General features: G+C 58.1%; 24 protein-coding genes and 2 tRNA genes. 13 read left to right on the forward strand and 13 right to left on the reverse strand.

All coding sequences use genetic code 11. The features are described 5' to 3' along the window. Positions 1 to 9: 9 nt before the first annotated feature. The 4 genes from ACR0NE_RS10345 to ACR0NE_RS10360 all read left to right on the forward strand — a co-directional run bounded on the left by ACR0NE_RS10345 (position 10) and on the right by ACR0NE_RS10360 (position 2,131). A complete protein-coding gene (locus tag ACR0NE_RS10345; RefSeq protein WP_170595298.1) occupies positions 10 to 285 on the forward strand; it encodes a hypothetical protein in 276 nt (91 codons plus the stop codon). Positions 286 to 460: 175 nt separating this feature from the next. Then, entirely contained in the window at positions 461 to 832 is a 372-nt protein-coding gene (locus tag ACR0NE_RS10350; protein WP_170735482.1) for a YHS domain-containing (seleno)protein, read from the forward strand. Between the two features lie 291 nt (positions 833 to 1,123). Then, a complete protein-coding gene (locus tag ACR0NE_RS10355; RefSeq protein ID WP_170392089.1) occupies positions 1,124 to 1,594 on the forward strand; it encodes a CoA-binding protein in 471 nt (156 codons plus the stop codon). A gap of 120 nt (positions 1,595 to 1,714) precedes the next feature. Continuing rightward, positions 1,715 to 2,131 carry a VOC family protein gene (locus ACR0NE_RS10360; protein WP_170594734.1) on the forward strand — a complete coding sequence of 139 codons (417 nt, stop codon included), beginning with the start codon at positions 1,715 to 1,717 and terminating at the stop codon, positions 2,129 to 2,131. A 53-nt stretch (positions 2,132 to 2,184) separates the two neighbouring features. On the opposite strand, the gene ACR0NE_RS10365 is transcribed toward ACR0NE_RS10360, so the two are convergent. From ACR0NE_RS10365 to hisF, 3 genes are all read right to left on the reverse strand, one after another. Beyond that, positions 2,185 to 2,733: a hypothetical protein gene (locus tag ACR0NE_RS10365; protein ID WP_170594736.1), complete on the reverse strand. Its 549-nt coding sequence runs from the start codon at positions 2,731 to 2,733 to the stop codon at positions 2,185 to 2,187. 69 nt (positions 2,734 to 2,802) lie between these two features. Beyond that, positions 2,803 to 3,120, reverse strand: coding sequence for a phosphoribosyl-ATP diphosphatase (locus ACR0NE_RS10370; protein ID WP_170392083.1), 318 nt, complete (start codon positions 3,118 to 3,120; stop codon positions 2,803 to 2,805). Further along, positions 3,117 to 3,878: an imidazole glycerol phosphate synthase subunit HisF gene (hisF, locus tag ACR0NE_RS10375; RefSeq protein ID WP_170594738.1), complete on the reverse strand. Its 762-nt coding sequence runs from the start codon at positions 3,876 to 3,878 to the stop codon at positions 3,117 to 3,119. The genes ACR0NE_RS10370 and hisF overlap by 4 nt, the downstream gene beginning before the upstream one ends. 120 nt (positions 3,879 to 3,998) lie before the next feature. On the opposite strand from hisF, the gene ACR0NE_RS10380 reads away from it, so the two are divergent. Next, positions 3,999 to 4,445 carry a DUF302 domain-containing protein gene (locus tag ACR0NE_RS10380; protein ID WP_480439179.1) on the forward strand — a complete coding sequence of 149 codons (447 nt, stop codon included), beginning with the start codon at positions 3,999 to 4,001 and terminating at the stop codon, positions 4,443 to 4,445. A 1-nt stretch (position 4,446) separates the two neighbouring features. On the opposite strand, the gene hisA is transcribed toward ACR0NE_RS10380, so the two are convergent. Then, a complete protein-coding gene (gene hisA / locus ACR0NE_RS10385; protein ID WP_170401433.1) occupies positions 4,447 to 5,166 on the reverse strand; it encodes a 1-(5-phosphoribosyl)-5-[(5-phosphoribosylamino)methylideneamino]imidazole-4-carboxamide isomerase in 720 nt (239 codons plus the stop codon). A gap of 134 nt (positions 5,167 to 5,300) precedes the next feature. On the opposite strand from hisA, the gene ACR0NE_RS10390 reads away from it, so the two are divergent. Further along, positions 5,301 to 5,702 (forward strand): DUF2147 domain-containing protein, encoded by a 402-nt coding sequence (locus ACR0NE_RS10390; RefSeq protein ID WP_170392077.1) that lies wholly within the window; start codon positions 5,301 to 5,303, stop codon positions 5,700 to 5,702. 3 nt (positions 5,703 to 5,705) lie between these two features. On the opposite strand, the gene hisH is transcribed toward ACR0NE_RS10390, so the two are convergent. Both hisH and hisB read right to left on the reverse strand, forming a co-directional pair. Beyond that, positions 5,706 to 6,344, reverse strand: coding sequence for an imidazole glycerol phosphate synthase subunit HisH (gene hisH / locus ACR0NE_RS10395; protein ID WP_170594740.1), 639 nt, complete (start codon positions 6,342 to 6,344; stop codon positions 5,706 to 5,708). Continuing rightward, complete coding sequence (hisB, locus tag ACR0NE_RS10400) at positions 6,345 to 6,932, reverse strand: imidazoleglycerol-phosphate dehydratase HisB (RefSeq protein ID WP_170594742.1); 588 nt, start codon at positions 6,930 to 6,932, stop codon at positions 6,345 to 6,347. Positions 6,933 to 7,086: 154 nt separating this feature from the next. On the opposite strand from hisB, the gene ACR0NE_RS10405 reads away from it, so the two are divergent. Beyond that, a complete protein-coding gene (locus ACR0NE_RS10405) occupies positions 7,087 to 7,326 on the forward strand; it encodes an Lrp/AsnC family transcriptional regulator (protein WP_170325761.1) in 240 nt (79 codons plus the stop codon). Here ACR0NE_RS10405 and ACR0NE_RS10410 read toward each other — a convergent pair. The 3 genes from ACR0NE_RS10410 to ACR0NE_RS10420 form a co-directional block, all read right to left on the reverse strand. After that, positions 7,323 to 8,189: a GNAT family N-acetyltransferase gene (locus tag ACR0NE_RS10410; protein ID WP_170594744.1), complete on the reverse strand. Its 867-nt coding sequence runs from the start codon at positions 8,187 to 8,189 to the stop codon at positions 7,323 to 7,325. The two genes, ACR0NE_RS10405 and ACR0NE_RS10410, sit on opposite strands and share 4 nt — an antisense overlap. A gap of 85 nt (positions 8,190 to 8,274) precedes the next feature. Then, a tRNA-Gly gene (locus ACR0NE_RS10415) sits at positions 8,275 to 8,349 on the reverse strand. A gap of 33 nt (positions 8,350 to 8,382) precedes the next feature. Further along, positions 8,383 to 8,457 (reverse strand) — tRNA-Gly (locus ACR0NE_RS10420). Between the two features lie 149 nt (positions 8,458 to 8,606). On the opposite strand from ACR0NE_RS10420, the gene ACR0NE_RS10425 reads away from it, so the two are divergent. After that, a complete protein-coding gene (locus ACR0NE_RS10425; RefSeq protein WP_170609401.1) occupies positions 8,607 to 8,759 on the forward strand; it encodes a hypothetical protein in 153 nt (50 codons plus the stop codon). A gap of 9 nt (positions 8,760 to 8,768) precedes the next feature. Here ACR0NE_RS10425 and ACR0NE_RS10430 read toward each other — a convergent pair whose 3' ends face one another. Together ACR0NE_RS10430 and ACR0NE_RS10435 are read right to left on the reverse strand one after the other, a co-directional pair. Continuing rightward, a complete protein-coding gene (locus ACR0NE_RS10430; RefSeq protein WP_170594746.1) occupies positions 8,769 to 9,152 on the reverse strand; it encodes an MAPEG family protein in 384 nt (127 codons plus the stop codon). A gap of 71 nt (positions 9,153 to 9,223) precedes the next feature. Then, on the reverse strand, positions 9,224 to 12,661 hold the full coding sequence (locus ACR0NE_RS10435; RefSeq protein ID WP_170594747.1) for a pyruvate carboxylase: 3,438 nt from the start codon (positions 12,659 to 12,661) through the stop codon (positions 9,224 to 9,226). 293 nt (positions 12,662 to 12,954) lie between these two features. On the opposite strand from ACR0NE_RS10435, the gene ACR0NE_RS10440 reads away from it, so the two are divergent. Continuing rightward, entirely contained in the window at positions 12,955 to 15,351 is a 2,397-nt protein-coding gene (locus ACR0NE_RS10440) for a UvrD-helicase domain-containing protein (RefSeq protein WP_170594749.1), read from the forward strand. A 3-nt stretch (positions 15,352 to 15,354) separates the two neighbouring features. On the opposite strand, the gene ACR0NE_RS10445 is transcribed toward ACR0NE_RS10440, so the two are convergent. Beyond that, a complete protein-coding gene (locus ACR0NE_RS10445) occupies positions 15,355 to 15,645 on the reverse strand; it encodes a DUF1330 domain-containing protein (protein ID WP_170420812.1) in 291 nt (96 codons plus the stop codon). A gap of 374 nt (positions 15,646 to 16,019) precedes the next feature. Then, positions 16,020 to 16,244 (reverse strand): DUF1127 domain-containing protein, encoded by a 225-nt coding sequence (locus tag ACR0NE_RS10450; protein WP_170392061.1) that lies wholly within the window; start codon positions 16,242 to 16,244, stop codon positions 16,020 to 16,022. A 934-nt stretch (positions 16,245 to 17,178) separates the two neighbouring features. On the opposite strand from ACR0NE_RS10450, the gene mraZ reads away from it, so the two are divergent. The 4 genes from mraZ to ACR0NE_RS10470 are packed head-to-tail and all read left to right on the forward strand — an operon-like array spanning position 17,179 to position 20,792. After that, on the forward strand, positions 17,179 to 17,646 hold the full coding sequence (mraZ, locus tag ACR0NE_RS10455; protein ID WP_480439182.1) for a division/cell wall cluster transcriptional repressor MraZ: 468 nt from the start codon (positions 17,179 to 17,181) through the stop codon (positions 17,644 to 17,646). Positions 17,647 to 17,650: 4 nt separating this feature from the next. Then, positions 17,651 to 18,643: a 16S rRNA (cytosine(1402)-N(4))-methyltransferase RsmH gene (gene rsmH, locus ACR0NE_RS10460; protein ID WP_170595301.1), complete on the forward strand. Its 993-nt coding sequence runs from the start codon at positions 17,651 to 17,653 to the stop codon at positions 18,641 to 18,643. After that, positions 18,640 to 19,008: a cell division protein FtsL gene (ftsL, locus tag ACR0NE_RS10465; RefSeq protein ID WP_170594751.1), complete on the forward strand. Its 369-nt coding sequence runs from the start codon at positions 18,640 to 18,642 to the stop codon at positions 19,006 to 19,008. The genes rsmH and ftsL overlap by 4 nt, the downstream gene beginning before the upstream one ends. Then, positions 19,005 to 20,792, forward strand: coding sequence for a peptidoglycan D,D-transpeptidase FtsI family protein (locus ACR0NE_RS10470; protein WP_170392055.1), 1,788 nt, complete (start codon positions 19,005 to 19,007; stop codon positions 20,790 to 20,792). Before ftsL ends, ACR0NE_RS10470 begins: the two co-directional genes overlap by 4 nt. The last annotated feature ends 5 nt before the right edge of the window (positions 20,793 to 20,797 follow it).

Raw genomic sequence — 20,797 nt, forward strand, 5'->3', positions numbered from 1 at the left:
GAGGCCCCCATATCCACTCCACATAAAATTGCCACCTGCTGCTATTGCGGTACCCGTGCCGCATTGGTTCTTCGGGGAAAGCAACAGCACGAGCTGAGTTGCGCAAGCTGCGGCGCACCCCTGCATAATCTCAAGATGGTGCCGAAAGCCAAACTGGCAGATCGGCAGATCAAAAGTTACCAGCCGGCACAGAAGCACAAAAAATACAAAAAGAAGAAAAAGCGGGGCCTGTTCTCAAAGGTGTTGGACGAAGCCTGGGACGTGATCGAAGACGTTTTCGATTAACAACCGCACGCCCGTTCACATCGGCGTCATGGGGGTTTCAGATACGGTTTGAAATATGCATCTTGAAGCCCTCTAATCGCAATCCAGTGAATCACCTATGTTGTCTCGACGTTCCTTCTTGATCAGTCTCTCTTGTACCCCGTTTGCCTCTGTCGTCGGCGCGCAGGAAATGCCCATGTTCTACGTGGACGATGGGATGGCGGTCTCAGGCTATGATGCGGTTTCTTATTTCAAGGCTGGAGCACCAGAGTTGGGTCAGCCCGACATAGCGCTGATGTGGAAGGGTGCGATTTGGCGGTTTGCGTCAGAGGAAAATCGCGATCGATTTGAACGCAATCCGCGCGCCTATGCCCCGCAGTTTGGTGGTTACTGCGCCTATGCGATGGCGAAAGGTCTGCTAAGCAGTACCGATCCCAAGGCATGGCAGATTGTGGATGGGCGGTTATATCTGACCCACTCGGAAGCGATCGAACGTATCTGGGAACGCGATGTCACCAATTACATCCGCGAGGCCGAGGGGCATTGGCCTGCGGTTCTTTACCAATAAAGCCTATTGCTCTTGGCTTAAGATCGGCGCGCGGCTTATGTAACGAGCCGTTCTGACCATGATCGCCGAAGGAAATGCGCACGGTTTCATTCGGCGGCATTCCGCCTTTTGTGATGTGTCATCACAAAAATGCGCGCGACCTCTTTTTTTTAGAAAACTCATGCTTAAATGTCACAGTGACCGCGGAATGGAACTGCCGCGGGTCATTTCACTGTCCCTCGTTCCAACAACTGGCGCTCAGGAGTTTCCTGGGCGCTTTTTTCTTTGCATGCGCTTGCTTATGGTATGCTCATGAATGACTACTCCGACGATGTTCTGACCCAAATCCTTAGGCGCACCAAAGTGGTTGCGGTGGTTGGGGTTTCTATGAACCCGGTGCGGCCCAGCTACTACGTCGCGCGTTATCTGTCGCTCAAGGGATATCGGGTGATACCGGTCAATCCGGGCCATGCAGGCAAGATGCTGTTTGGCCAAACGGTGCAGGCTTCGCTGTCCGATATTCCCGAGCCCGTCGATATGGTTGACATCTTTCGCCGTTCCGAGGCTGTGCCACCCATTGTCGACGAGGCGCTGGATGCGTTTCCCGACTTGCGCACCATCTGGATGCAGATCGGAGTTGAGCATGCCGAGGCCGCTGCCAAAGCGCAGGCCCGCGATATCGACGTAGTCATGAACCGCTGCCCCAAGATCGAATATCAGCGCCTGTTTGGCGAACTGCGCATGGGTGGGTTTGCGACTGGAGTGATCTCGTCCAAGCTGTGACAGCCCTGACGTTTGTGTCTACGCCCCGGCCTGAATTGAACAGAAATGGTGCATTTGTTGAGGGCGAGGTCCAATTGACCTATACCCATTCAGCAAACCAATAAGACAGGACCATGCGGAATGATTGCTTATGTGACCGTTGGTGTTGACGATATCACGTGCGCTGAGCGGTTTTATTCGGCGTTCCTGCCCGCCCTTGGTTATGCGTTGGAGCGGTATCACGGAGACTTGAGCTATGCGCTGCCAGTGCCGCCGGGGCAATCCCCGGTTCAGCCCGAGTTCTATGTAAAATCACCCTTTGATGGAGGCGCGGCTTCGGCTGGCAACGGGTCCATGGTGGCGTTTGAGGCGCGCACCCAACAGCAGGTTCGCGACCTTCACGCCGCTGCGCTTGCCGCAGGCGGGTCTGACGAAGGCCAGCCGGGCTTTCGCGCCTCGTATGGTCCGAATTTCTATGTCGGCTATCTGCGCGATCCTCAGGGCAACAAAATCGCGCTGTTTTCCAGCAATCCAAACGAGCCGGGGCGCGACGGGTAACGCTTTCGTCGGGTGGCTATGGCGCTTCGATCGCTGCCCGCAGAAGCTCAGTCTCACGGGCTGGATGCTAGTTCTTGTCGCCGCTTTTCCAGAACCACTTCGCGTGGAACCCACTCGTAACGGGTGTCCTCAACCAGGGGCGACCAGAATAGCACTCCGCCATAGCGCCAGGGATCCAAGACGACGCCTTCGTACATGCTCTCTCCCTTGCGGCTGATAATGGCAGTGCTGTGGTCGATGCGGAACGGGTTATCCGCGTTGGCGATGGCGCGGTGCATTTCCAGAGTGCGGAACTGCTCCTGATCCAGTCGCCGCTCAATATCTTCAGCCCAGTGCCAGCACAGACCACGCGGACGCAGACCCTTGTTGACCTTGGCGTTGTGGATAAGCGGAGGGTCGGTGATCTCGTATTCCTGCGCCAGTTGCGCAGTATAGGTATAGGCGATGCGGGCGGCGCGGGTGGCCTCTTCCGGGTCGATATCGGGGCCGAGGCTTTGGATTTCAGCCGCCAGCCGCTGGACCTCATCTCCGGAAGACGGGGGAGGGGTGGCACAGGCGGCGAGGGTGGCAAGCGCTGCCGCGAACACCAAAGCTCTGATCATCTGCGCGTCCTTTGCCTCAATGCACCCGAAGCCGCAGTATAGCGGGCCGGGTCATCGCACGAAACCCGCTTAGTCTTTTGGTCGGGATGCCTTTTCCGTGATTCCGCTGGTGCCCTGTCGACGGGCCAGTTCGCCCAGCACATCATCCAGCGCAACATCGCGCGCAGCCAGCATCACTAGCAGGTGATAAAGCACATCAGCCGCCTCGGAGGTCAGTTTTCCCCTGTCCCCTTTGGCGGCTTCGATGATTGCTTCAATGGCTTCTTCGCCGAATTTCTCGGCACATTTCTCGGGACCTTTGGCCAACAGCTTGGCGGTCCAGCTGCTGTCTGGATCTGCCCCTTTACGGGCCTCAATCGTAGCCGCCAGATCGTGCAAAATACTCATGTCAGCCTCATCGGAATGCCAGCGGCGGCCATATGCTCTTTGGCCTCGTGGATGCTGTATTCGCCGAAATGGAAGATCGAGGCGGCAAGCACCGCGCTGGCCCCACCTTTGGTCACACCTTCGACAAGATGGTCCAGATTGCCCACGCCTCCGCTCGCGATCACCGGCACATCTACCGCGTCGGAAATCGCGCGGGTCAGAGGCAGGTTGAACCCGGCCTTGGTACCATCGCGATCCATCGAGGTAAGCAGGATTTCCCCCGCGCCCTTGGCGACAACGGTTTTGGCAAATTCAACCGCGTCGATGCCTGTTGGCTTGCGCCCGCCATGGGTGAAAATCTCCCACTTGCCGGGGTTGACGGTCTTGGCGTCAATGGCGCAGACAATGCACTGGCTGCCGAACTGGTCCGCAGCCTCGGCAATCACATCCGGATTCGCGACGGCGGCCGAGTTAAAGCTGACCTTATCAGCCCCCGCCAGCAACAGGGCCCGCACGTCATCTTTGGTGCGCACGCCACCACCTACAGTCAGAGGCACAAAGCACTGCTCTGCCGTGCGTTGGACCACATCGAACATCGTGCCGCGGTTCTCATGCGTCGCATGGATGTCCAGAAAGCAGATCTCATCCGCTCCGGCGGCGTCGTATGCCTTGGCCGATTCCACGGGGTCACCAGCATCGCGCAGGCCAACGAAATTCACACCTTTGACCACACGGCCATCGGCGACATCCAAACAGGGAATGATGCGGGTTTTCAGCATGGGCTTTCCTTTGCTCGGGGCACCTGTACCGGCAAAGCCCCGCCGATGCCAGACTTGTGATTGTGATCTGTCGCGAAGCCATGGAAATTAGGGGTGAAATTTATGAAAAGGATTACCCAGATGCGACAACTTCTTTTGGCTTCAATTCTCACATTCGGAGGCGCCCTGTCCGCCATGGCTGACGACATCATCAAAGTGGAAACCAACAAATCCGTGGCCGAGGCGCTGGACGCGCTGGAAGCCGCCGTGGGCAATGCGGGCGCCACCGTGTTTGCCCGCGTGGATCACGCGGCGGGGGCGGAAAAGGTCGGAACGCCGATCCCGGCCAATCAGGTGCTGATTTTCGGCAACCCGGCTCTGGGCACTCCCGCCATGCAGATCGACCCGCGCGCGGGGCTGTTCTTGCCGCTGAAGGTGCAGGCCTACGAAGACGCAAACGGACAGGTCTGGCTGGCTTATGAAGATCCGAAAGAGACGATGGACGAGCTCGACGAAGTCGAGAAATCCCCCGTCATCGAAAAGATGCGCGGCGCTTTGGCGAAACTGACCGCCGCCGCTGCTCAATAACTCAGTTCAGGGCGCGAATGGCCTCTTTTAGGTCAATCGCGCCATCATAGAGCGCGCGGCCAGAGATCGCGCCGTTCAACTCGACGCCACAATCGCGCAGGGCGATCAGGTCGTCCAGTGAGCTGACGCCGCCCGAGGCAATCACCGGAATCGAAACCGCCTGAGCGAGCGCCGCCGTGGCTTCGATATTCGGACCCTGCATCGCACCGTCGCGGTTGATGTCTGTATAGATGATCGCTGCCACGCCAGCGTCCTCGAAACTGTGCGCCAGATCGGTGACCTGTACGTCGGTCTCTTCGGCCCAGCCCTTGGTGGCAACCATGCCGTTTCGTGCATCTATACCGACGGCTACCTTGCCCGGGAAGGCTTTGGCAGCTTCGCGCACCAGATCTGGGTTTTCGACTGCAACGGTGCCCAGAATCACCCGCGCCAGACCTTTCTCGATCCAGGTTTCGATCGTGGCCATATCGCGGATGCCGCCGCCTAGCTGCGCGGGCACGTCACAGGCTTTCAGAATTGCCTCAACGGGTGCCGCATTAACAGGCTCCCCGGCAAAAGCACCGTTCAGATCAACCAGATGCAGCCACTCGCAACCAGCCTCGACAAAGGCGCGGGCCTGCGCAGCAGGGTCTTCGTTGAAGACCGTCGCCTTATCCATTTCACCACGCAGCAGGCGCACGGCGTTGCCGTCTTTCAGATCGATGGCGGGGTAGAGGATCATGTCGGGCGGCCCTATATCACTGTTACACGCGCGGGATATCGCACAGGCAGGGCAGGGGCGCAACGCGACGCTAAGTCATTCTTGCCCGGTGCCGAACGGCAGGTCAGACTGACCGGAAAGACAGGGAGATAACCATGAAGACATATTCTCTTGCAGCGGTCTTCGCTGCGATGGCGACCACCGCCTTTGCTGCCGATCCGGTAGACGGGCTGTGGAAGACCGCTCCGGGCGATACGGGCGGCTATTTGCATGTGTCGATTTCGGAATGTGGCAGCGCCATCTGCGGAACTATCGACAGCGCATTTGATGCCCAAGGCAACCAACAGCTGGAGTACGAAAACCTTGGCAAGCAAATCATCTGGGACATGATCCCCGAGGGTGACGGCAGCTATGACGACGGCAAAATCTGGGCCCCGGATCGCGACAAAACCTATAGTTCGAAAATGACACTGGACAGCCAGAACAAGCTGACCGTCAAGGGGTGTGCCGTGGGTGGTCTGGTCTGCCGGGGGCAGGTCTGGACGCGGGTGCAGTAAACCTCAGGGCTTCCAGGTCAGGAAATTGCCGATCATACGCAGGCCGACGTCCTGGCTTTTCTCAGGGTGGAACTGCATCCCAACCATTGTGTCGCGGCCAATCACGGCCGTGACCTCTTGCCCGTAGCCCACATAGGCCAACCGTTGCGCCGGATCCGTCACCCGGAAGTGGTAGGAGTGCACAAAATAGGCGTGATCGCCTGATTTTATCCCGTCAAAGACCGGATGGTCGCTTTCCAGAATCAGATCGTTCCAGCCCATATGTGGCACCTTGAGCGCGCTGTCCGAGGGTTCAATCTTCACAACATCACCGGCAACCCAGCCGAGACCATCGGTCGCGGAGTATTCATGACCCTTGGTCGCCATCAGCTGCATTCCGACGCAGATGCCCAGAAACGGGCGGCCTTTCTGCTCAACGGCTTCAACCATAGAGTCATAGATGCCTTTGTGGCCGCGCAACTCGGCGGCGCATGCCGGGAAAGCGCCATCACCGGGCAGAACCAGCCGGTCGGCCCGCGCGACGACGTCTGCGTCCGATGTCACGACGACCTTGCCTGCATCCAGTTCGCGGGCCATCCGTTGAAACGCCTTCTCCGCCGAGTGCAGGTTACCGCTCTCGTAGTCAATGATGGCTGTCAGCATCTACAGCGCGCCCTTAGTCGAGGGAATCGCATCCGCCTTGCGTGGGTCGGTTTCGACCGCGTCGCGCAAAGCACGGGCAACGGCCTTGAAGGCGGCCTCGGCAATGTGGTGGCTGTTGAAACCATGCAACTGATCGATATGCAGGGTGATCCCGCCATGGGTGCTGAGCGCCTGAAAGAACTCGCGCACCAGCTCGGTGTCGAGGGTGCCGATCTTTTGCGTCGGCAGGTCCACATTCCAGATCAGGAACGGACGAGCCGACAGGTCCAGCGCACAGCGTACCTGTGCGTCATCCATGGGCAGATGGCACTCGCCATAGCGGCGAATACCCTTCTTGTCCCCTAGCGCCTGCATCAGTGCCTGACCCAGCGCAATCCCGGTGTCTTCGACCGTGTGGTGGTCGTCGATGTGGTAATCACCCTTGGCACGGATCGTCATGTTGATCAGCGAATGCCGCGCCAATTGATCCAGCATGTGGTCAAAGAACCCGACGCCGGTCTGGTTGTCATACTGGCCGGTGCCGTCCAGATTGACCTCGACCGAAATCTCGGTTTCGGCGGTCTGACGGCTGATCTTAGCGCTGCGCATGGGCGAATTCCTTTTGCTACAGGCGCGCTTATAGACCCGGATGGGCGACCTATCCAGACCGCTTTAAGCCTTCGTCGCAAACTGTTGCAGGGGATTGCACCCGGACGCGGCCCGTGCCAGCCTGCGGGCAACACGAACCAACAAGGCCCGGCCCATGTCCACCTGCGTTTTCATCCAGATCCGTTGTAAACCCGGCACCACTTACAAAGTCGCCGAAGAGATCGCGCTGCGTGAAATCCATTCCGAATTGTATTCCACAAGCGGCGAATACGACCTGCTGCTGAAGCTCTACATCCCCGAAACCGAGGATGTGGGCCATTTCATCAACGAAAACCTGCTGGTGATTCCCAATATCGAACGCTCGCTGACCACGATGACGTTCAAGGCGTTCTAACCCAGTTCAAACGTCGTGATGCCATATATCCGGTCAAGGTCGATGTCCGGCGCGTGACTGGAATACATGCGCCCCGTTTCAAATACCTTGGTCAGCCCCAACTGTTTGGCCAATTCCATGGCTTGTGCGTTTGGATTAGGCTTGTCGATGAATACCTCGGCCTTTGCCTGATCGGCGGGTAGCGTCGTCAGAAGGGAAACCAAAAGCGCCTGCGCGATTTGTGGATTGTCGGCAAACAGAGGCCCGACCTTGTACCCGCTCAGGCAGCGCCGCAACGTTGCATAGCCTTTGATCCGCCCATTTTCCTCAAACACCCGCGAAACGTGGCTGGGTGCCTCCAACCAGCCGCGCAAGAACGTGTCGCGCGCGGCGGGGAACAGGCCTCGGTCATACGACTTTAGATCATCGGTTAGTGCGTTGATTGGACGAACCCGAGTGTCCTCCACGCGACCCAGGGCATCCAGGATGCCGCCGACGGTGCCCGCGAATCGATAATTGTCATAAGCCAGTTCAAAACCGAATTTCCGATAGTTGTCCTGCTGTTCGACCACACCATCCATGCCCATGTTACGATCCTGGCAATGTGCCTTGACCGCTTCGGCGACCTGCAATCCGTATCCCGAGCCGCGAAACTCGGGACGCACGATGTAGAAGCCAAGAAATGCGTAGGCATCATCGTAGTTCACGGCGGATGCGGACGCGATCATCTGGCCGTCCAGGAAACCGCCCTTGAATCCTTCGGGGTCCGAACTGCGAAAACAGACCGCGTCGTGCAGCCCGGGGTTCCAGCCTTCCTGTCCCGCCCAATCTACAGCGGTTTGAAGTTCGTCTGCTGTTAAGGCGCGAATGACGTAATCGGGCATATCCGCATCTCCGTCGTAATTTCATGTGCAGCAAAGATGCCGCAGCAATCGCGAAAGAACCAGCATGTTCGGAGAGTTTGGTATCTGGAGCGGGCGAGGCGATTCGAACGCCCGACCCTAACCTTGGCAAGGTTATGCTCTACCCCTGAGCTACGCCCGCATCAGATACTTATATGGCCCGTAGACCTCTCAATGGAGCGGGCGAGGCGATTCGAACGCCCGACCCTAACCTTGGCAAGGTTATGCTCTACCCCTGAGCTACGCCCGCGCCGTTGAGTGAGGAGGGATGTATAAATTCCCACACGAGGCTGCAAGCGGAAAAACACAAAAAACAGCAAAAAATCTTTCGACGGAAATTCGGGGCTGCGGTGTTCAAGAGATATAGCAATGAACGAAATAAGGGATTGGGCAGAGGAAATGAAAGATATTGCAGACATTAAAATGGCGGCATTGGCGGCGCTGATTGTTCTTACCACCGTGATCTACAGTCAGAGCGATGAAACACTGGCAGAGGCGCAGCCTAGCCTCCCGCATGCTCCTTTGATCGAAACGCAGGTTTTGACGGGCTAAATCGCGCGCTCAAACAGCCAATGCGAGGTTCGCGATCGCGGCAATCAGAATTGCAGTGAAGGTCAGACCCATTCCGATCTGGCGCAGGATGATGACCTGTGGCGTCTTGCCAAAACCATAAGCGTGCAGAAGCCTGCCCGCCAAAAGTAACATCCCCAGCAGGTTCACAAGCCAGCCGCCAGCATCTTGCAGTTCGACCATGGCGATAAGCAGCAAAGCAAAGGGAGCGTATTCTGCGCAGTTCGCATGCGTTCGCATTGCCTTGATCATGGCTTTGTCGCCATGATCCCCGACCGATATTTTGCCCGCCCGGCGTTGCCGAATGACATTCACGCTGAGTGCGACGTACAGAAATGCGATCAACGCGGCGTAGATCGGGGTGATGGTCAGCATGCGGCCTCCTGATGTTGAAAGGGCCGCCCGGTTCCCCGAACGGCCCTTGTTAGCTTAGAAGGCTAAACCGGTTATTCCAGTTCGACCAGCAGATCCTTGGCGTCGATTTGACCTCCAGGCTGGACGTGAACGGCCTTGACCACCGCGTCGCGCTCGGCGTGGATACCTGTTTCCATCTTCATCGCTTCGATGGTCAGCAGTAGATCGCCTTCTTTGACTTCTTGACCTGTGACAGCGGCAACAGTTGCAACGACACCCGGCATTGGCGCGCCGATATGGTTGGGGTTACCAACTTCGGCCTTTGGCCGCTGAGCGGTTGATGCTTTCACCAAACGGTTCGGCACGCGGATCACGCGGGGCTGACCGTTGAGTTCGAAGAACACGCGAACCTCGCCATTCTCGTCCGTCTCGCCGATGGCCTGACAGCGAATCTCCAGCGTCTTGCCGGGATCGATCTCGGCGGTGATCTCCTCGCCCGGCTCCATGCCGTAAAAGAAGGTACGCGTGGGGAGGGTACGGACCGGGCCATAAGTGCGGTGACGGCCCATATAGTCGAGGAACACCTTGGGATACATCAGATATCCGTTCAGGTCCTCGTCATCAATCTCTTTGCCCTCAAGCTGTTTGGACAAATCGGTGCGGGTGGCCTCGAGATCGACCGCTTCGACATGCTTGCCGGGGCGTTCGGTGTTGGGGGCCTCGTCCTTCAGAACCTTCTGGATGATGGTATCGGGGAACCCGCCCGGAGGCTGACCCAGATTGCCGCGCATCATGTCCACCACCGAGTCGGGGAAGGCTACATCAGTGTTCGGGTCTTCGACCTGCGCACGGGTCATGTTCTGGCTGACCATCATCAGCGCCATGTCACCGACCACCTTGGACGACGGCGTCACCTTGACGATATCGCCGAACATCTGGTTCACGTCCGCATACATCTGAGCAACCTCGTGCCAGCGTTCTTCGAGTCCAAGCGAACGCGCCTGTGCCTTGAGGTTGGTAAACTGACCACCAGGCATTTCGTGCAGATATACCTCGGAGGCCGGGGCCTGCAGGCTGGACTCGAAGGCCGCGTATTGGCCACGCACTGCCTCGAAATAGTCGCTGATCTCACGGATGGCCTTAATGTCCAGCCCGGTGTCTCGCTCGGTATGGCGCAACGCCTCGACCACGGTGCCGAGCGTTGCCTGAGAGGTGTTGCCGCTGAAACTGTCCATCGCGCAATCCACCGCGTCCACACCGGCCTCGGAGGCGGCCAGAATGGTGGCGCTTGCAATGCCTGCGGTGTCATGGGTGTGGAAGTGGATCGGCAGCCCGACCTCTTCCTTCAGCGCCCGGATCAGGATCTTGGCGGAGGCCGGTTTCAGCAGTCCGGCCATATCCTTCAGGCCCAGCACATGTGCGCCAGCGTCACGCAGTTCCTTGGCCATTCCGACATAGTATTTGAGGCCATACTTAGCTCGGTCCGGGTCCAGAATATCGCCGGTATAGCAAACGGTGCCTTCACAGATCTTGTTGTTTTCGATCACCGCGTCCATGGCGACGCGCATGTTCTCGACCCAGTTCAGCGAGTCGAACACGCGGAACACGTCGACACCCTTGGCCGCCTGACGCACAAACTCCTGCACCACGTTATCGGGATAGTTGGTATAGCCAACCCCGTTCGCCCCGCGCAGCAGCATCTGGGTCATCAGGTTCGGCATCGCCTCACGCAGATCACGCAGGCGCTGCCAAGGGCATTCCTGCAGGAAGCGATAGGCGACATCGAAGGTTGCACCGCCCCAGCATTCGACGCTGAATAGCTGCGGCAAGTTCGCAGCATAGCTGGGTGCTACTTTGATCATATCGATCGAACGCATCCGGGTTGCCAGCAGCGACTGGTGCCCGTCGCGCATGGTGGTGTCGGTGATCAGCAGCTGACGCTGCGCCTTCATCCAGTCAGCAACCGCCTGCGGGCCTTTTTGCTCCAGCAGGTTGCGGGTGCCCATCTGCGGTTCGGCCTTGGGCGCGGGGGGCCTGGCCTCTTTCAGGTCGGGGCGCGGCATCGGGCGATCCTTGGTTTCGGGATGCCCGTTCACAGTGATGTCGGCGATATAGTTCAGAACCTTGGTGCCCCGGTCGCGGCGCTTCTTGAACTGGAACAGGTCCGGTGTCTCATCGATGAACTTGGTGGTGTATTCATTCGACAGGAAAGTCGGGTGCTTTAGCAGGTTTTCGACAAATGCGATGTTGGTGGAAACACCGCGCACACGGAACTCCCGCAGCGCACGGTCCATCCGCGCAATCGCCTTTTCTGGCGTTGGGGCCCAAGCGGTCACCTTGGTCAGCAGAGAGTCATAATACCGCGTGATCACCCCGCCTGCATAAGCGGTGCCGCCATCCAGGCGAATGCCCATGCCGGTGGCCGAGCGATAGGCGGTGATGCGGCCATAGTCGGGGATGAAGTTGTTTAGTGGGTCCTCGGTGGTCACGCGGGTCTGCAGCGCGTGGCCGTTCAGGCGAATGTCGGACTGCGTGGCCTTGCCGGTGGCCTCGGTCAGGGTCTTGCCCTCGGCGATCAGGATCTGAGCCTGCACGATGTCGATGCCGGTGACTTCCTCGGTTACGGTGTGTTCCACCTGCACGCGCGGGTTCACTTCGATGAAGTAGAACTTGCCGGTGTTCATATCCATCAGGAACTCGACGGTGCCCGCGCATTCATAGTTCACATGGGCGCAGATACGGCGGCCCAGTTCGCAGATTTCGGCGCGCTGTTCTTCAGTCAGGTACGGGGCAGGCGCGCGTTCCACGACCTTCTGGTTGCGGCGCTGGACCGAACAATCGCGTTCATAGAGGTGGTATATCTCACCGTGCTTATCGCCGAGAATCTGCACCTCAACATGGCGGGCACGGGTGATCATCTTTTCCAGATAGCCCTCACCGTTGCCAAAGGCGGCCTCGGCTTCGCGGCGGCCTTCCAGCACTTTCTCTTCCAGCTCATCCTCGGACAGGATCGGGCGCATCCCGCGTCCGCCACCGCCCCAAGACGCTTTCAGCATCAGCGGATAGCCGATCTCGGCTGCCTCGGCCTTGATGGCTACCATGTCGTCGCCCAACACCTCGGTCGCCGGGATAACCGGAACGTCGGCGGCAATCGCCACTTTCCGAGCGCTAGCCTTGTCGCCAAGCGCGCGCATGGTCTCGGCCTTTGGTCCGATGAAGGTGATGCCGTTCTGAACACAGGCATCCACGAAATCCGGGTTTTCGGACAGCAAACCGTAACCGGGGTGGATCGCATCTGCGCCGCTTTCTTTGGCCACCCGGATGATCTCGTCAATCGACAGATACGCCGCAACCGGTCCCAGATCTGCGCCAATGCGATAGGCCTCATCCGCCTTGAACCGGTGCAGGCCCAACTTGTCCTCCTCGGCGAAGACCGCGACGGTGCGCTTGCCCATCTCGTTGGCTGCCCGCATCACACGGATGGCAATCTCGCCGCGATTGGCAATCAGGATTTTCTTGAAGTCTGTCATTTCAGGTCCCGGTCTTAATGGCTGTGGCCTTGTGCATAGGCGGACAATACGGCCACGTACATATGTAGTTCTGGGTAGAACCGGCATGTTAACGCTCGCAAACGCCGCCCTTTTGCGCAAACTTATTGCACATGCTGCATTGCGGCATCAATCCCCCGTGGGAAAGAGCAAATAATGCCCGTTTCTCCGAATATCCTCGCTGCGCCCTTTGGAGGGATGATTCTATTTGATTTGAGCGAACAAGCCGTGAACAAACCCTTTCCCTCCGCGCCCATCCGACGTAGTTTATTGGCATGAGCAGTTTTGACGAAATGGACGCCTTCGAAGGCGCATCGCTGTCGGCGCGGGCGATGCCTGCGACCTCGGCTGAGTACCTCAACGATCTCAACCCGGCGCAGCGCGAAGCGGTTGAGCGGCTGGATGGTCCGGTGCTGATGTTGGCTGGTGCGGGCACGGGCAAAACAAAAGCTCTGACCGCTCGGATCACCCATCTGCTCAGGACACATAGGGTGCGTGAGAATGAGATTCTGGCGGTGACCTTCACCAATAAGGCCGCGCGAGAGATGAAAGAGCGGGTAGGGCGGATGCTGGGCCGACCCGCTGAGGGGATGCCGTGGCTTGGCACCTTCCACGCAATTTGCGTCAAGCTGCTGCGTCGCCATGCGGAACTGGTCGATCTGAAATCGAACTTCACAATTTTGGACACTGACGATCAGAAACGGCTGCTGAAACAGCTTACTCAAGCCGCCAACATTGACGACAAGCGCTGGCCCGCTCGGATGCTGGCCGGGATCATCGATGACTGGAAAAACCGAGCGCTGACGCCCGACAAGGTGCCTGCTGCGGATGCGGGGGCCTATAATCACAAGGGCATCGAGCTTTATGCCCAATACCAGACCCGCCTACGCGAGCTGAATGCGGTGGATTTCGGCGACCTGTTGCTGCACATGGTCACGATTTTCCAAACCCACCCGGACGTGCTGGAGCAATACCAGCGCTGGTTCCGTTACATCCTTGTGGACGAGTATCAGGATACCAACGTAGCCCAATATCTCTGGCTTCGTCTGCTTGCAGGGGGCCACAAGAACATCTGTTGCGTCGGCGATGACGATCAGTCGATCTATGGCTGGCGCGGGGCCGAGGTGGGCAACATTCTGCGGTTCGAAAAGGACTTCCCTGGCGCCTTCGTGGTCCGGCTGGAACAGAACTACCGCTCGACCCCGCATATTCTGGCCGCTGCGTCCAACGTCATTCGTGGCAATGAAAGCCGCTTGGGCAAAGAGCTTTGGACCGACCGCGAAGAGGGTGAAAAGGTCCGTCTGATCGGCCATTGGGATGGCGAGGAAGAAGCGCGTTGGATCGGGGAAGAGATCGACGCGATGCAAGGTGGCACGCGCGGTGTGCGGCCGATGAACCTTGATGAGATCGCGATCCTCGTACGCGCTTCGCACCAGATGCGGGCGTTTGAGGATCGGTTTTTGACCATTGGTCTGCCTTACAAGGTGATTGGCGGCCCTCGATTCTATGAGCGGATGGAGATTCGCGATGCCATGGCCTATTTCCGGCTGGTGGTCAGCCCCGAGGATGATCTGGCCTTCGAGCGGATCGTAAACACGCCCAAACGCGGCCTTGGCGACAAGGCGCAACAGACGATTCAGGTGGTGGCGCGCGAGAATGGCGTGTCTCTGGTCGAAGGGGCGCGGATCGCGGTCGATAACAGCCTGATCAAGGGCAAGGGTGGCAAGGCGCTGCGCGAACTGATCGACGGGTTGGCGCGTTGGAATGCAATGGCGCGTGGGCCTCGGATCGAGGTGGACGATGATACGGTGATTGATGACGGTGTTTCACCGATCCGATACGGCGCGCCCGAGCATTCGCATATCGAGCTGGCGCAGATCGTCTTGGACGAATCCGGCTATACCGCGTATTGGCAGAACGAAAAGACGCCCGAGGCGCCGGGGCGGCTGGAAAACCTTAAGGAACTGGTCAATCAGCTGGACAATTTCGAAAACCTGCAGGGGTTTCTGGAGCATGTCAGTCTGGTGATGGATAACGAGCAGGACAGCGACGGGGCCAAAGTCTCGATCATGACGCTGCACGCGGCCAAGGGGCTGGAGTTTCCCGCGGTTTTCCTTCCGGGGTGGGAGGATGGATTGTTCCCCTCTCAGCGTTCGATGGACGAATCCGGTCTCAAAGGCCTCGAAGAAGAACGAAGGCTGGCCTATGTCGGTATTACCCGCGCAGAAGAAGTCTGTACGATTTCCTTTGCAGCCAACCGACGGGTGTTCGGACAATGGCAGAATTCGATGCCGTCCCGGTTCATTGATGAGTTGCCCGAAGATCATGTGGAAGTGCTGACACCTCCGGGGCTCTATGGTGGTGGTCAGCAGGCAGCCGGGATCGAAACCCGCGCAGCCGAGGCGAATGTCTATAACTCTCCGGGCTGGAAGCGGATGCAGGCGCGGCAGGGGCAATATGGCATGTCTCAGCCAAAAGAAAGCCGGAATACTGTGATTGATGCGACCGCCGTGGCCAGCTTTACGCTGGGCGAGCGAGTGTTTCACCAGAAATTCGGCTATGGCGCAGTGATCGGCATCGAAGGTGATAAAGTCGAGGTCGATTTTGACAAGGCAGGGGTGAAGAAAGTGGTCTCGCGCTTTCTGACCAACAAGGATGACGTGCCGTTCTGAAGCTTACAACCCTTCGACCAGCACAAGATTCGCCGTCGCCGTTTTTTGCCTGATCTTGGCCAATTCGACATAGTCCGGATCGTCCTTCCACGCGTTTGCGGCAGCCATATCCGGAAACTCCATCAGGACGACCCCATCTTCTTCCCAACTGCCTTCGATCACTTCAACGAGTTTTGAGGATACGGTTAGAAGCCTTCCGCCATGCCGGTCAAAGATCGGCATGAATCCTTCGAGGTATTTCTGGTACCCATCCGGGTCATGAATGGAAATCTGGGCGATGAAATAAGCGGCCATGGGAGACTCCTGACAAATCGTTCACGACCCCAGCCTACATCTTGTGCGCAAAAAACGAAAAACGGCGGTTCCCAGGGAGGAGGAGGGGAACCGCCGTTCTTTTCTACATCAGGGCAGGGAGGAGGAAGCCCCGATGTATCCGAACCCGGGTTTGATCCCGGTATGAAGAAGACGCGGCGACGTCAGGGAGGAGGAAGACGTCGCCGCGCGCTTTCAACATCGAGGCAGGGAGGAGGAGAGCCCCGATGTATCAGGTTCCGGCGGTCAGGGCCGGTATTAGGTGCGGCAACGTCAGGGAGGAGGAGAGACGCTGCCGCTGAAATACAGGTCCGAAAGGGAGGAGGACGGACCTGATCTCGGTGTTCTTGTTGCGCTTACCGCGCGATCTGCTCTTCGGTGGCCTGTTGGGCCAGCCGGCGGATCATCGAGCGGTGCAAGCCCAGATCAGCCAATTCCCGATCTGACAGTCCCGACAATTCGTTGACTGTCTGACGGTACAGGCGATAACGAGCAACCCGGGTTTTCACGGTCTCAACCAGCGTTGAGATTCCATTTGCCGGTGTGCCTTTCAGAGCTGTTTGTGTGCTTGCGACTGCCATCTTCATGATCCGTTCATTCTTACTGTTACCGGTATCGTCCGGCGTTTGCTTGAGACTGAAGATAGGCAAATGCTGCGATTGCACAATAGTTCGCGTCGTCAATGCTGCTATGCAGCAAATGCATGGATTGGCAGGATAATCCGGTACGCCCCAATAATTGCCTTTAAAATACTGGTTTTCACGTGTGGTTGACGTTTCGTGTGTCCAGACCCTGTGATGGTGGCCGCTTATCTATTGAGCGGAATTGGTGTTTGTTTGGGCATGTTGTGTCAACTCAAGAGGGGCAAATCTTCTCACCGCAGGTCCGGCGCCTGGGGTGATGGTGCTATGGGAAAACATGGGTCGCCTATGGGGCTGGCCTGTAAGGGGACCGTGATTCGTCCTCTTCGGCTGCCAAGAATGGGTATCTGCGCCAAATGATCCATAATTCTGAAAATTATTGGGAATTCATGGGAGGAATAATTTAGGCGTCAATTCTTACATATTTAGTGTTAGTAAGCACCTGGGGCACAATTTGTGGCGTATTTGATCCAAGTATCGATTGCATTAGTCTTGATCTGAAGCCTACATCAGGCCTCTCTATGCAATTTTCCTATTGATTTCCATGAATTCCCATGGCATCCCTTATGTACCCGATGAGGGCGAGGACAGTTGAGGGGCGCCAAACGACCCCGAACCAAAAATACAAAAACAGGTTTCATACAGGCATCTCGCTTTCATCACTTAACAGATCCGGCGCGCGGGCGAGCAGACATCCCCCCAGGTGGCGCGCGCAGCTGGACATCCCGCAAAGCGGGTCAATGCGGCGGGTTGATCAGTGGCAGCAGATCAACCCGCCGTTTTACTTCCGGGGGAACGTGAATTTTGAGGTGGGGCGCAAGCGAAAGGGACAGTCGTCTTGGCGCGCAGGTTTAGAGGCGAAAGCCAGCATAAGGTGGATACGAAGGGCAGGGTCTCGATCCCGGCCTCGTTTCGTCGTGTGCTTGAGGCCTCGGACCCCAGCTGGCAACCCGGTGACAATCCTGAACTCGTGATTGTCTATGGCGACCACCGCCGCAAATACCTTGAATGTTACACCATGGAAGCGATCGACGAGGTGGATGCCAAGATCGATGCGCTGCCGCGAGGCTCGATGCAGCGTCGGATGCTTCAGCGGATGTTCCATGGTCAGTCCTTCCCGACCAATGTGGACGAAACGGGTCGTTTGGTGCTGCCCGCAAAGCTGCGCAACAAGATCGACCTTGAAAACGAGGCGTTCTTTATCGCCGCCGGTGATACCTTCCAGATCTGGAAGCCCGAGACATACGAGGCCGAAGAACTGGCCACCACCGAGGAATGGCTGGACGATCTGCCAGATGACTTCGATCCGATGCAGTATCTCGATGGCATCGGGGATGGGTGACGGCATGGCCGGCGCTCAGACCTCATCGGACAAACCTCATATCCCCGTACTGCTGCGCCCGTTGCTGGCCGCTGTGGCGCCGGTATCCGGTGCCTGGCTGGACGGCACATTCGGCGCAGGCGGCTATACTCGTGCGTTGCTGGAGGCCGGGGCCGAGAAAGTCATTGGCGTCGATCGCGACCCACTGGCATTTGAAATGGCCGCTGACTGGGCTGGGGAATATGGTGACCGGCTGGTGATGCAGCAGGGCGTGTTCTCTCGCATGGATGATTATGCACAGGACCTGGATGGCGTGGTGCTGGACCTTGGTGTCTCATCCATGCAGTTGGATCAGGCTGAACGCGGTTTTTCCTTCATGAAAGATGGCCCGCTCGACATGCGGATGAGCCAAGATGGTGAAAGCGCAGCTGATCTGGTGAATGCGGCAACCGAGACGCAATTGGCCGACATCCTGTTCCATTTCGGGGAGGAACGCGCCAGTCGTCGTATAGCAAAGGCCATCGTCAAGGCGCGGGCCGAAGAACCGATCACAACAACTCTGCGGCTGGTCGAGATTATCGAATCCTGCCTGCCGCGCCCCAAACCGGGCCAATCGCACCCGGCGACGCGCAGCTTTCAGGGGCTACGGATCGCGGTGAACGCAGAATACGAAGAACTGTTTCAGGGGCTTATGGCCGCCGAGCGCGCTTTGAAGCCGGGGGGGCAACTGGCCGTTGTGACTTTCCATTCCATAGAAGACCGGATGGTGAAGCGGTTCTTCCAATCGCGCGCGGGCAAAACCGGACGCGCCAACCGTTATGCGCCTGAGATGGAGCAGGAGAAGCCGCAATTCACACTCAAGACCCGCAAGGCCGTTGGGCCGGATGAGCAGGAACTTGAAGAAAACCCACGTGCACGCTCGGCAAAATTGCGTGTCGCGATAAGAACGGATGCCCCGGCAGGGGAAATTGAGTCCCGGGCCATCGGCATGCCGCAATTGGGGGGAAGGGCAAGATGAAGAGTATTCTGTATGCGTTGACTGCACTATCCGTGTTCGGGCTGGCGCTTTGGGCTTATCAAGAGAACTACCGCACGCAGCAGGTGCTGAAGGAAACGCAGTCGCTGCAAGGCCAGATCGGTATGGCGCAGGCGAGACTCGCCGTGCTGAATGCCGAATGGGCCTATCTAAACCGGCCTGATCGTTTGCGTGAGCTGGCGGACTTGAATTTCGAACGTCTCAGTTTGCTGCCTCTGCGGGCTGAGCAGTTTGGTCGCGCCGATCAGATTTCCTATGGTGAGGACCCGGATCTGCCCATCGTCGACCCGCTTGAAATACAGGAAGTCACTGACATTCAGGCACTGATCGAGGTGCAGGTTCCATGACCCGTACACCACTTCGCCCTCTGGCCCGTATCCTCGACGCCCGTGCAAAGGGTGAAAACCCCAAGGCGATTGAGCGAGAGAACATCCGCAAACGCCACGAAGACATGAAAGACCGCGCCCGCGCGCGCGCCGAGGGCCGCCTGTTGGTGTTGGGTCTTTTCTTCTTTTGCGCCTTTTCGGTCGTAGGCTTTCGTATGGGCGTTCTGGCGACATCCGAGGCGCAAGAACCATTGGCAAGTGCGCCGGGGGCCTCCATCGCCATGCAACGCGCCAATATCGTGGATCGCGAAGGCCGTATTCTGGCGACCAATCTGGACACCTATTCTGTCTATGCGCAGCCACCGCTGATGATTGACCCGATCGCCGCAGCCGAGCAACTGGTCGCTATTTTCCCTGATCTGGAAAAAGAGCGTTTGGTCAAAGACTTCACCGGTAAGCGAAAATTCCTGTGGATCAAGAAGCGCATCTCGCCCGAGCAGAAGCAGGCGGTGCATGACATCGGTGATCCCGGCATCCTGTTCGGCCCGCGCGAAATGCGGCTATATCCCAATGGCAGACTCGCGGCGCATATTCTGGGCGGCTCGGGCTTTGGCCGCGAAGGTGTCAGCGCAGCCGAGGTGATCGGCGTAGCTGGCGTCGAAAAACAATTCGACGGCTATCTGCGCGACCCGGCCAACGGCAACAAGCCGCTGCAACTGTCGCTGGATCTGACCGTTCAAGCGGCGGTGGAACAGGTGCTTTATGGCGGCATGAAGATCATGAACGCCAAAGGAGCCTCGGCGGTTCTGATGAACGCCCATACGGGCGAGGTCGTCTCGGCCGCGTCGTTGCCGTCTTTTGACCCCAATGACCGTCCGCGCCCACCGACCTCGGGCTTCGATCCCTCGGACAGCCCGCTGTTCAATCGCTATGTACAGGGTGTCTATGAGCTGGGTTCGGTGTTCAAAATCTTCACCGCCGCGCAGGCGGTGCAGCTAGGTCTGGTGAACTCCAACACCATCATTGACACTTCCGGCCCAATGAAAATCGGGCGCTTCCCGATTGGCGAGTTTAACGGCAAGAATTATGGTGAGATCAGTGTCTCGGATGTAATCAAGTACAGCTCGAACCGAGGCACCGGGCGGCTGGCCTTGCAAATCGGGGCCGACCGGCAACAGGATTTTCTGAACGCGCTAGGCATGTTCGACCCAACCCCATTCGAGATTGTCGAGGCCAAGGGCGGGCAACCGCTCAAGCCCAAGAAATGGGGTGAGTTGAGCACCGTGACGATTTCTTATGGCCACGGCCTTTCGACCAGCCCCATGCATCTGGCCGCTGGTTACGCAGCGATTGCCAATGGCGGGTACTATGTCAGCCCCACGATCTTGCGCCGCAATGGCCCGCAATACGGCCCTCGCGTGATGTCCGAAAACACCGCCAAGCAGGCGCAAAATATGCTACGCAAAGTGGTCACGGATGGCACCGCCAGCTTTGGTGATGTCAAAGGGTACGACGTGGCGGGAAAAACCGGTACTGCCGATAAACCCAAGCCGCGTGGCGGGTACTATGAGGACAAGGTGATTGCCACCTTCGCCACCATCTTCCCGGCTTATGATCCGAAATATGTGCTAATCGTCACGCTGGATGAACCGTCCATCGTAGCCTATGGCGAAAAGCGCCGCACGGCGGGTTGGACTGCCGTTCCCGTTGCTGCCGAACTGATTGGACGGGTGGCGCCGCTATTGGGTCTCAGACCCCGGCTTGAGCCTGAGGCGCGCGCTGCTATAACGCTGACCTCAAATTAGGCTGT

Source organism: Ruegeria sp. C9 (genome assembly GCF_056537585.1).

Bases quoted from the DNA above. Each gene is read 5' to 3' on its own strand.
- ACR0NE_RS10350 (WP_170735482.1), top strand. From the start codon at position 461: ATGTTCTACGTGGACGATGGGATGGCGGTCTCAGGCTATGATGCGGTT.
- ACR0NE_RS10355 (WP_170392089.1), top strand. From the start codon at position 1,124: ATGAATGACTACTCCGACGATGTTCTGACCCAAATCCTTAGGCGCACC.
- ACR0NE_RS10360 (WP_170594734.1), top strand. From the start codon at position 1,715: ATGATTGCTTATGTGACCGTTGGTGTTGACGATATCACGTGCGCTGAG.
- ACR0NE_RS10365 (WP_170594736.1), bottom strand. From the start codon at position 2,733: ATGATCAGAGCTTTGGTGTTCGCGGCAGCGCTTGCCACCCTCGCCGCC.
- ACR0NE_RS10370 (WP_170392083.1), bottom strand. From the start codon at position 3,120: ATGAGTATTTTGCACGATCTGGCGGCTACGATTGAGGCCCGTAAAGGG.
- hisF (WP_170594738.1), bottom strand. From the start codon at position 3,878: ATGCTGAAAACCCGCATCATTCCCTGTTTGGATGTCGCCGATGGCCGT.
- ACR0NE_RS10380 (WP_480439179.1), top strand. From the start codon at position 3,999: ATGCGACAACTTCTTTTGGCTTCAATTCTCACATTCGGAGGCGCCCTG.
- hisA (WP_170401433.1), bottom strand. From the start codon at position 5,166: ATGATCCTCTACCCCGCCATCGATCTGAAAGACGGCAACGCCGTGCGC.
- ACR0NE_RS10390 (WP_170392077.1), top strand. From the start codon at position 5,301: ATGAAGACATATTCTCTTGCAGCGGTCTTCGCTGCGATGGCGACCACC.
- hisH (WP_170594740.1), bottom strand. From the start codon at position 6,344: ATGCTGACAGCCATCATTGACTACGAGAGCGGTAACCTGCACTCGGCG.
- hisB (WP_170594742.1), bottom strand. From the start codon at position 6,932: ATGCGCAGCGCTAAGATCAGCCGTCAGACCGCCGAAACCGAGATTTCG.
- ACR0NE_RS10405 (WP_170325761.1), top strand. From the start codon at position 7,087: ATGTCCACCTGCGTTTTCATCCAGATCCGTTGTAAACCCGGCACCACT.
- ACR0NE_RS10410 (WP_170594744.1), bottom strand. From the start codon at position 8,189: ATGCCCGATTACGTCATTCGCGCCTTAACAGCAGACGAACTTCAAACC.
- ACR0NE_RS10425 (WP_170609401.1), top strand. From the start codon at position 8,607: ATGAAAGATATTGCAGACATTAAAATGGCGGCATTGGCGGCGCTGATT.
- ACR0NE_RS10430 (WP_170594746.1), bottom strand. From the start codon at position 9,152: ATGCTGACCATCACCCCGATCTACGCCGCGTTGATCGCATTTCTGTAC.
- ACR0NE_RS10435 (WP_170594747.1), bottom strand. From the start codon at position 12,661: ATGACAGACTTCAAGAAAATCCTGATTGCCAATCGCGGCGAGATTGCC.
- ACR0NE_RS10440 (WP_170594749.1), top strand. From the start codon at position 12,955: ATGAGCAGTTTTGACGAAATGGACGCCTTCGAAGGCGCATCGCTGTCG.
- ACR0NE_RS10445 (WP_170420812.1), bottom strand. From the start codon at position 15,645: ATGGCCGCTTATTTCATCGCCCAGATTTCCATTCATGACCCGGATGGG.
- ACR0NE_RS10450 (WP_170392061.1), bottom strand. From the start codon at position 16,244: ATGGCAGTCGCAAGCACACAAACAGCTCTGAAAGGCACACCGGCAAAT.
- rsmH (WP_170595301.1), top strand. From the start codon at position 17,651: ATGGCCGGCGCTCAGACCTCATCGGACAAACCTCATATCCCCGTACTG.
- ftsL (WP_170594751.1), top strand. From the start codon at position 18,640: ATGAAGAGTATTCTGTATGCGTTGACTGCACTATCCGTGTTCGGGCTG.
- ACR0NE_RS10470 (WP_170392055.1), top strand. From the start codon at position 19,005: ATGACCCGTACACCACTTCGCCCTCTGGCCCGTATCCTCGACGCCCGT.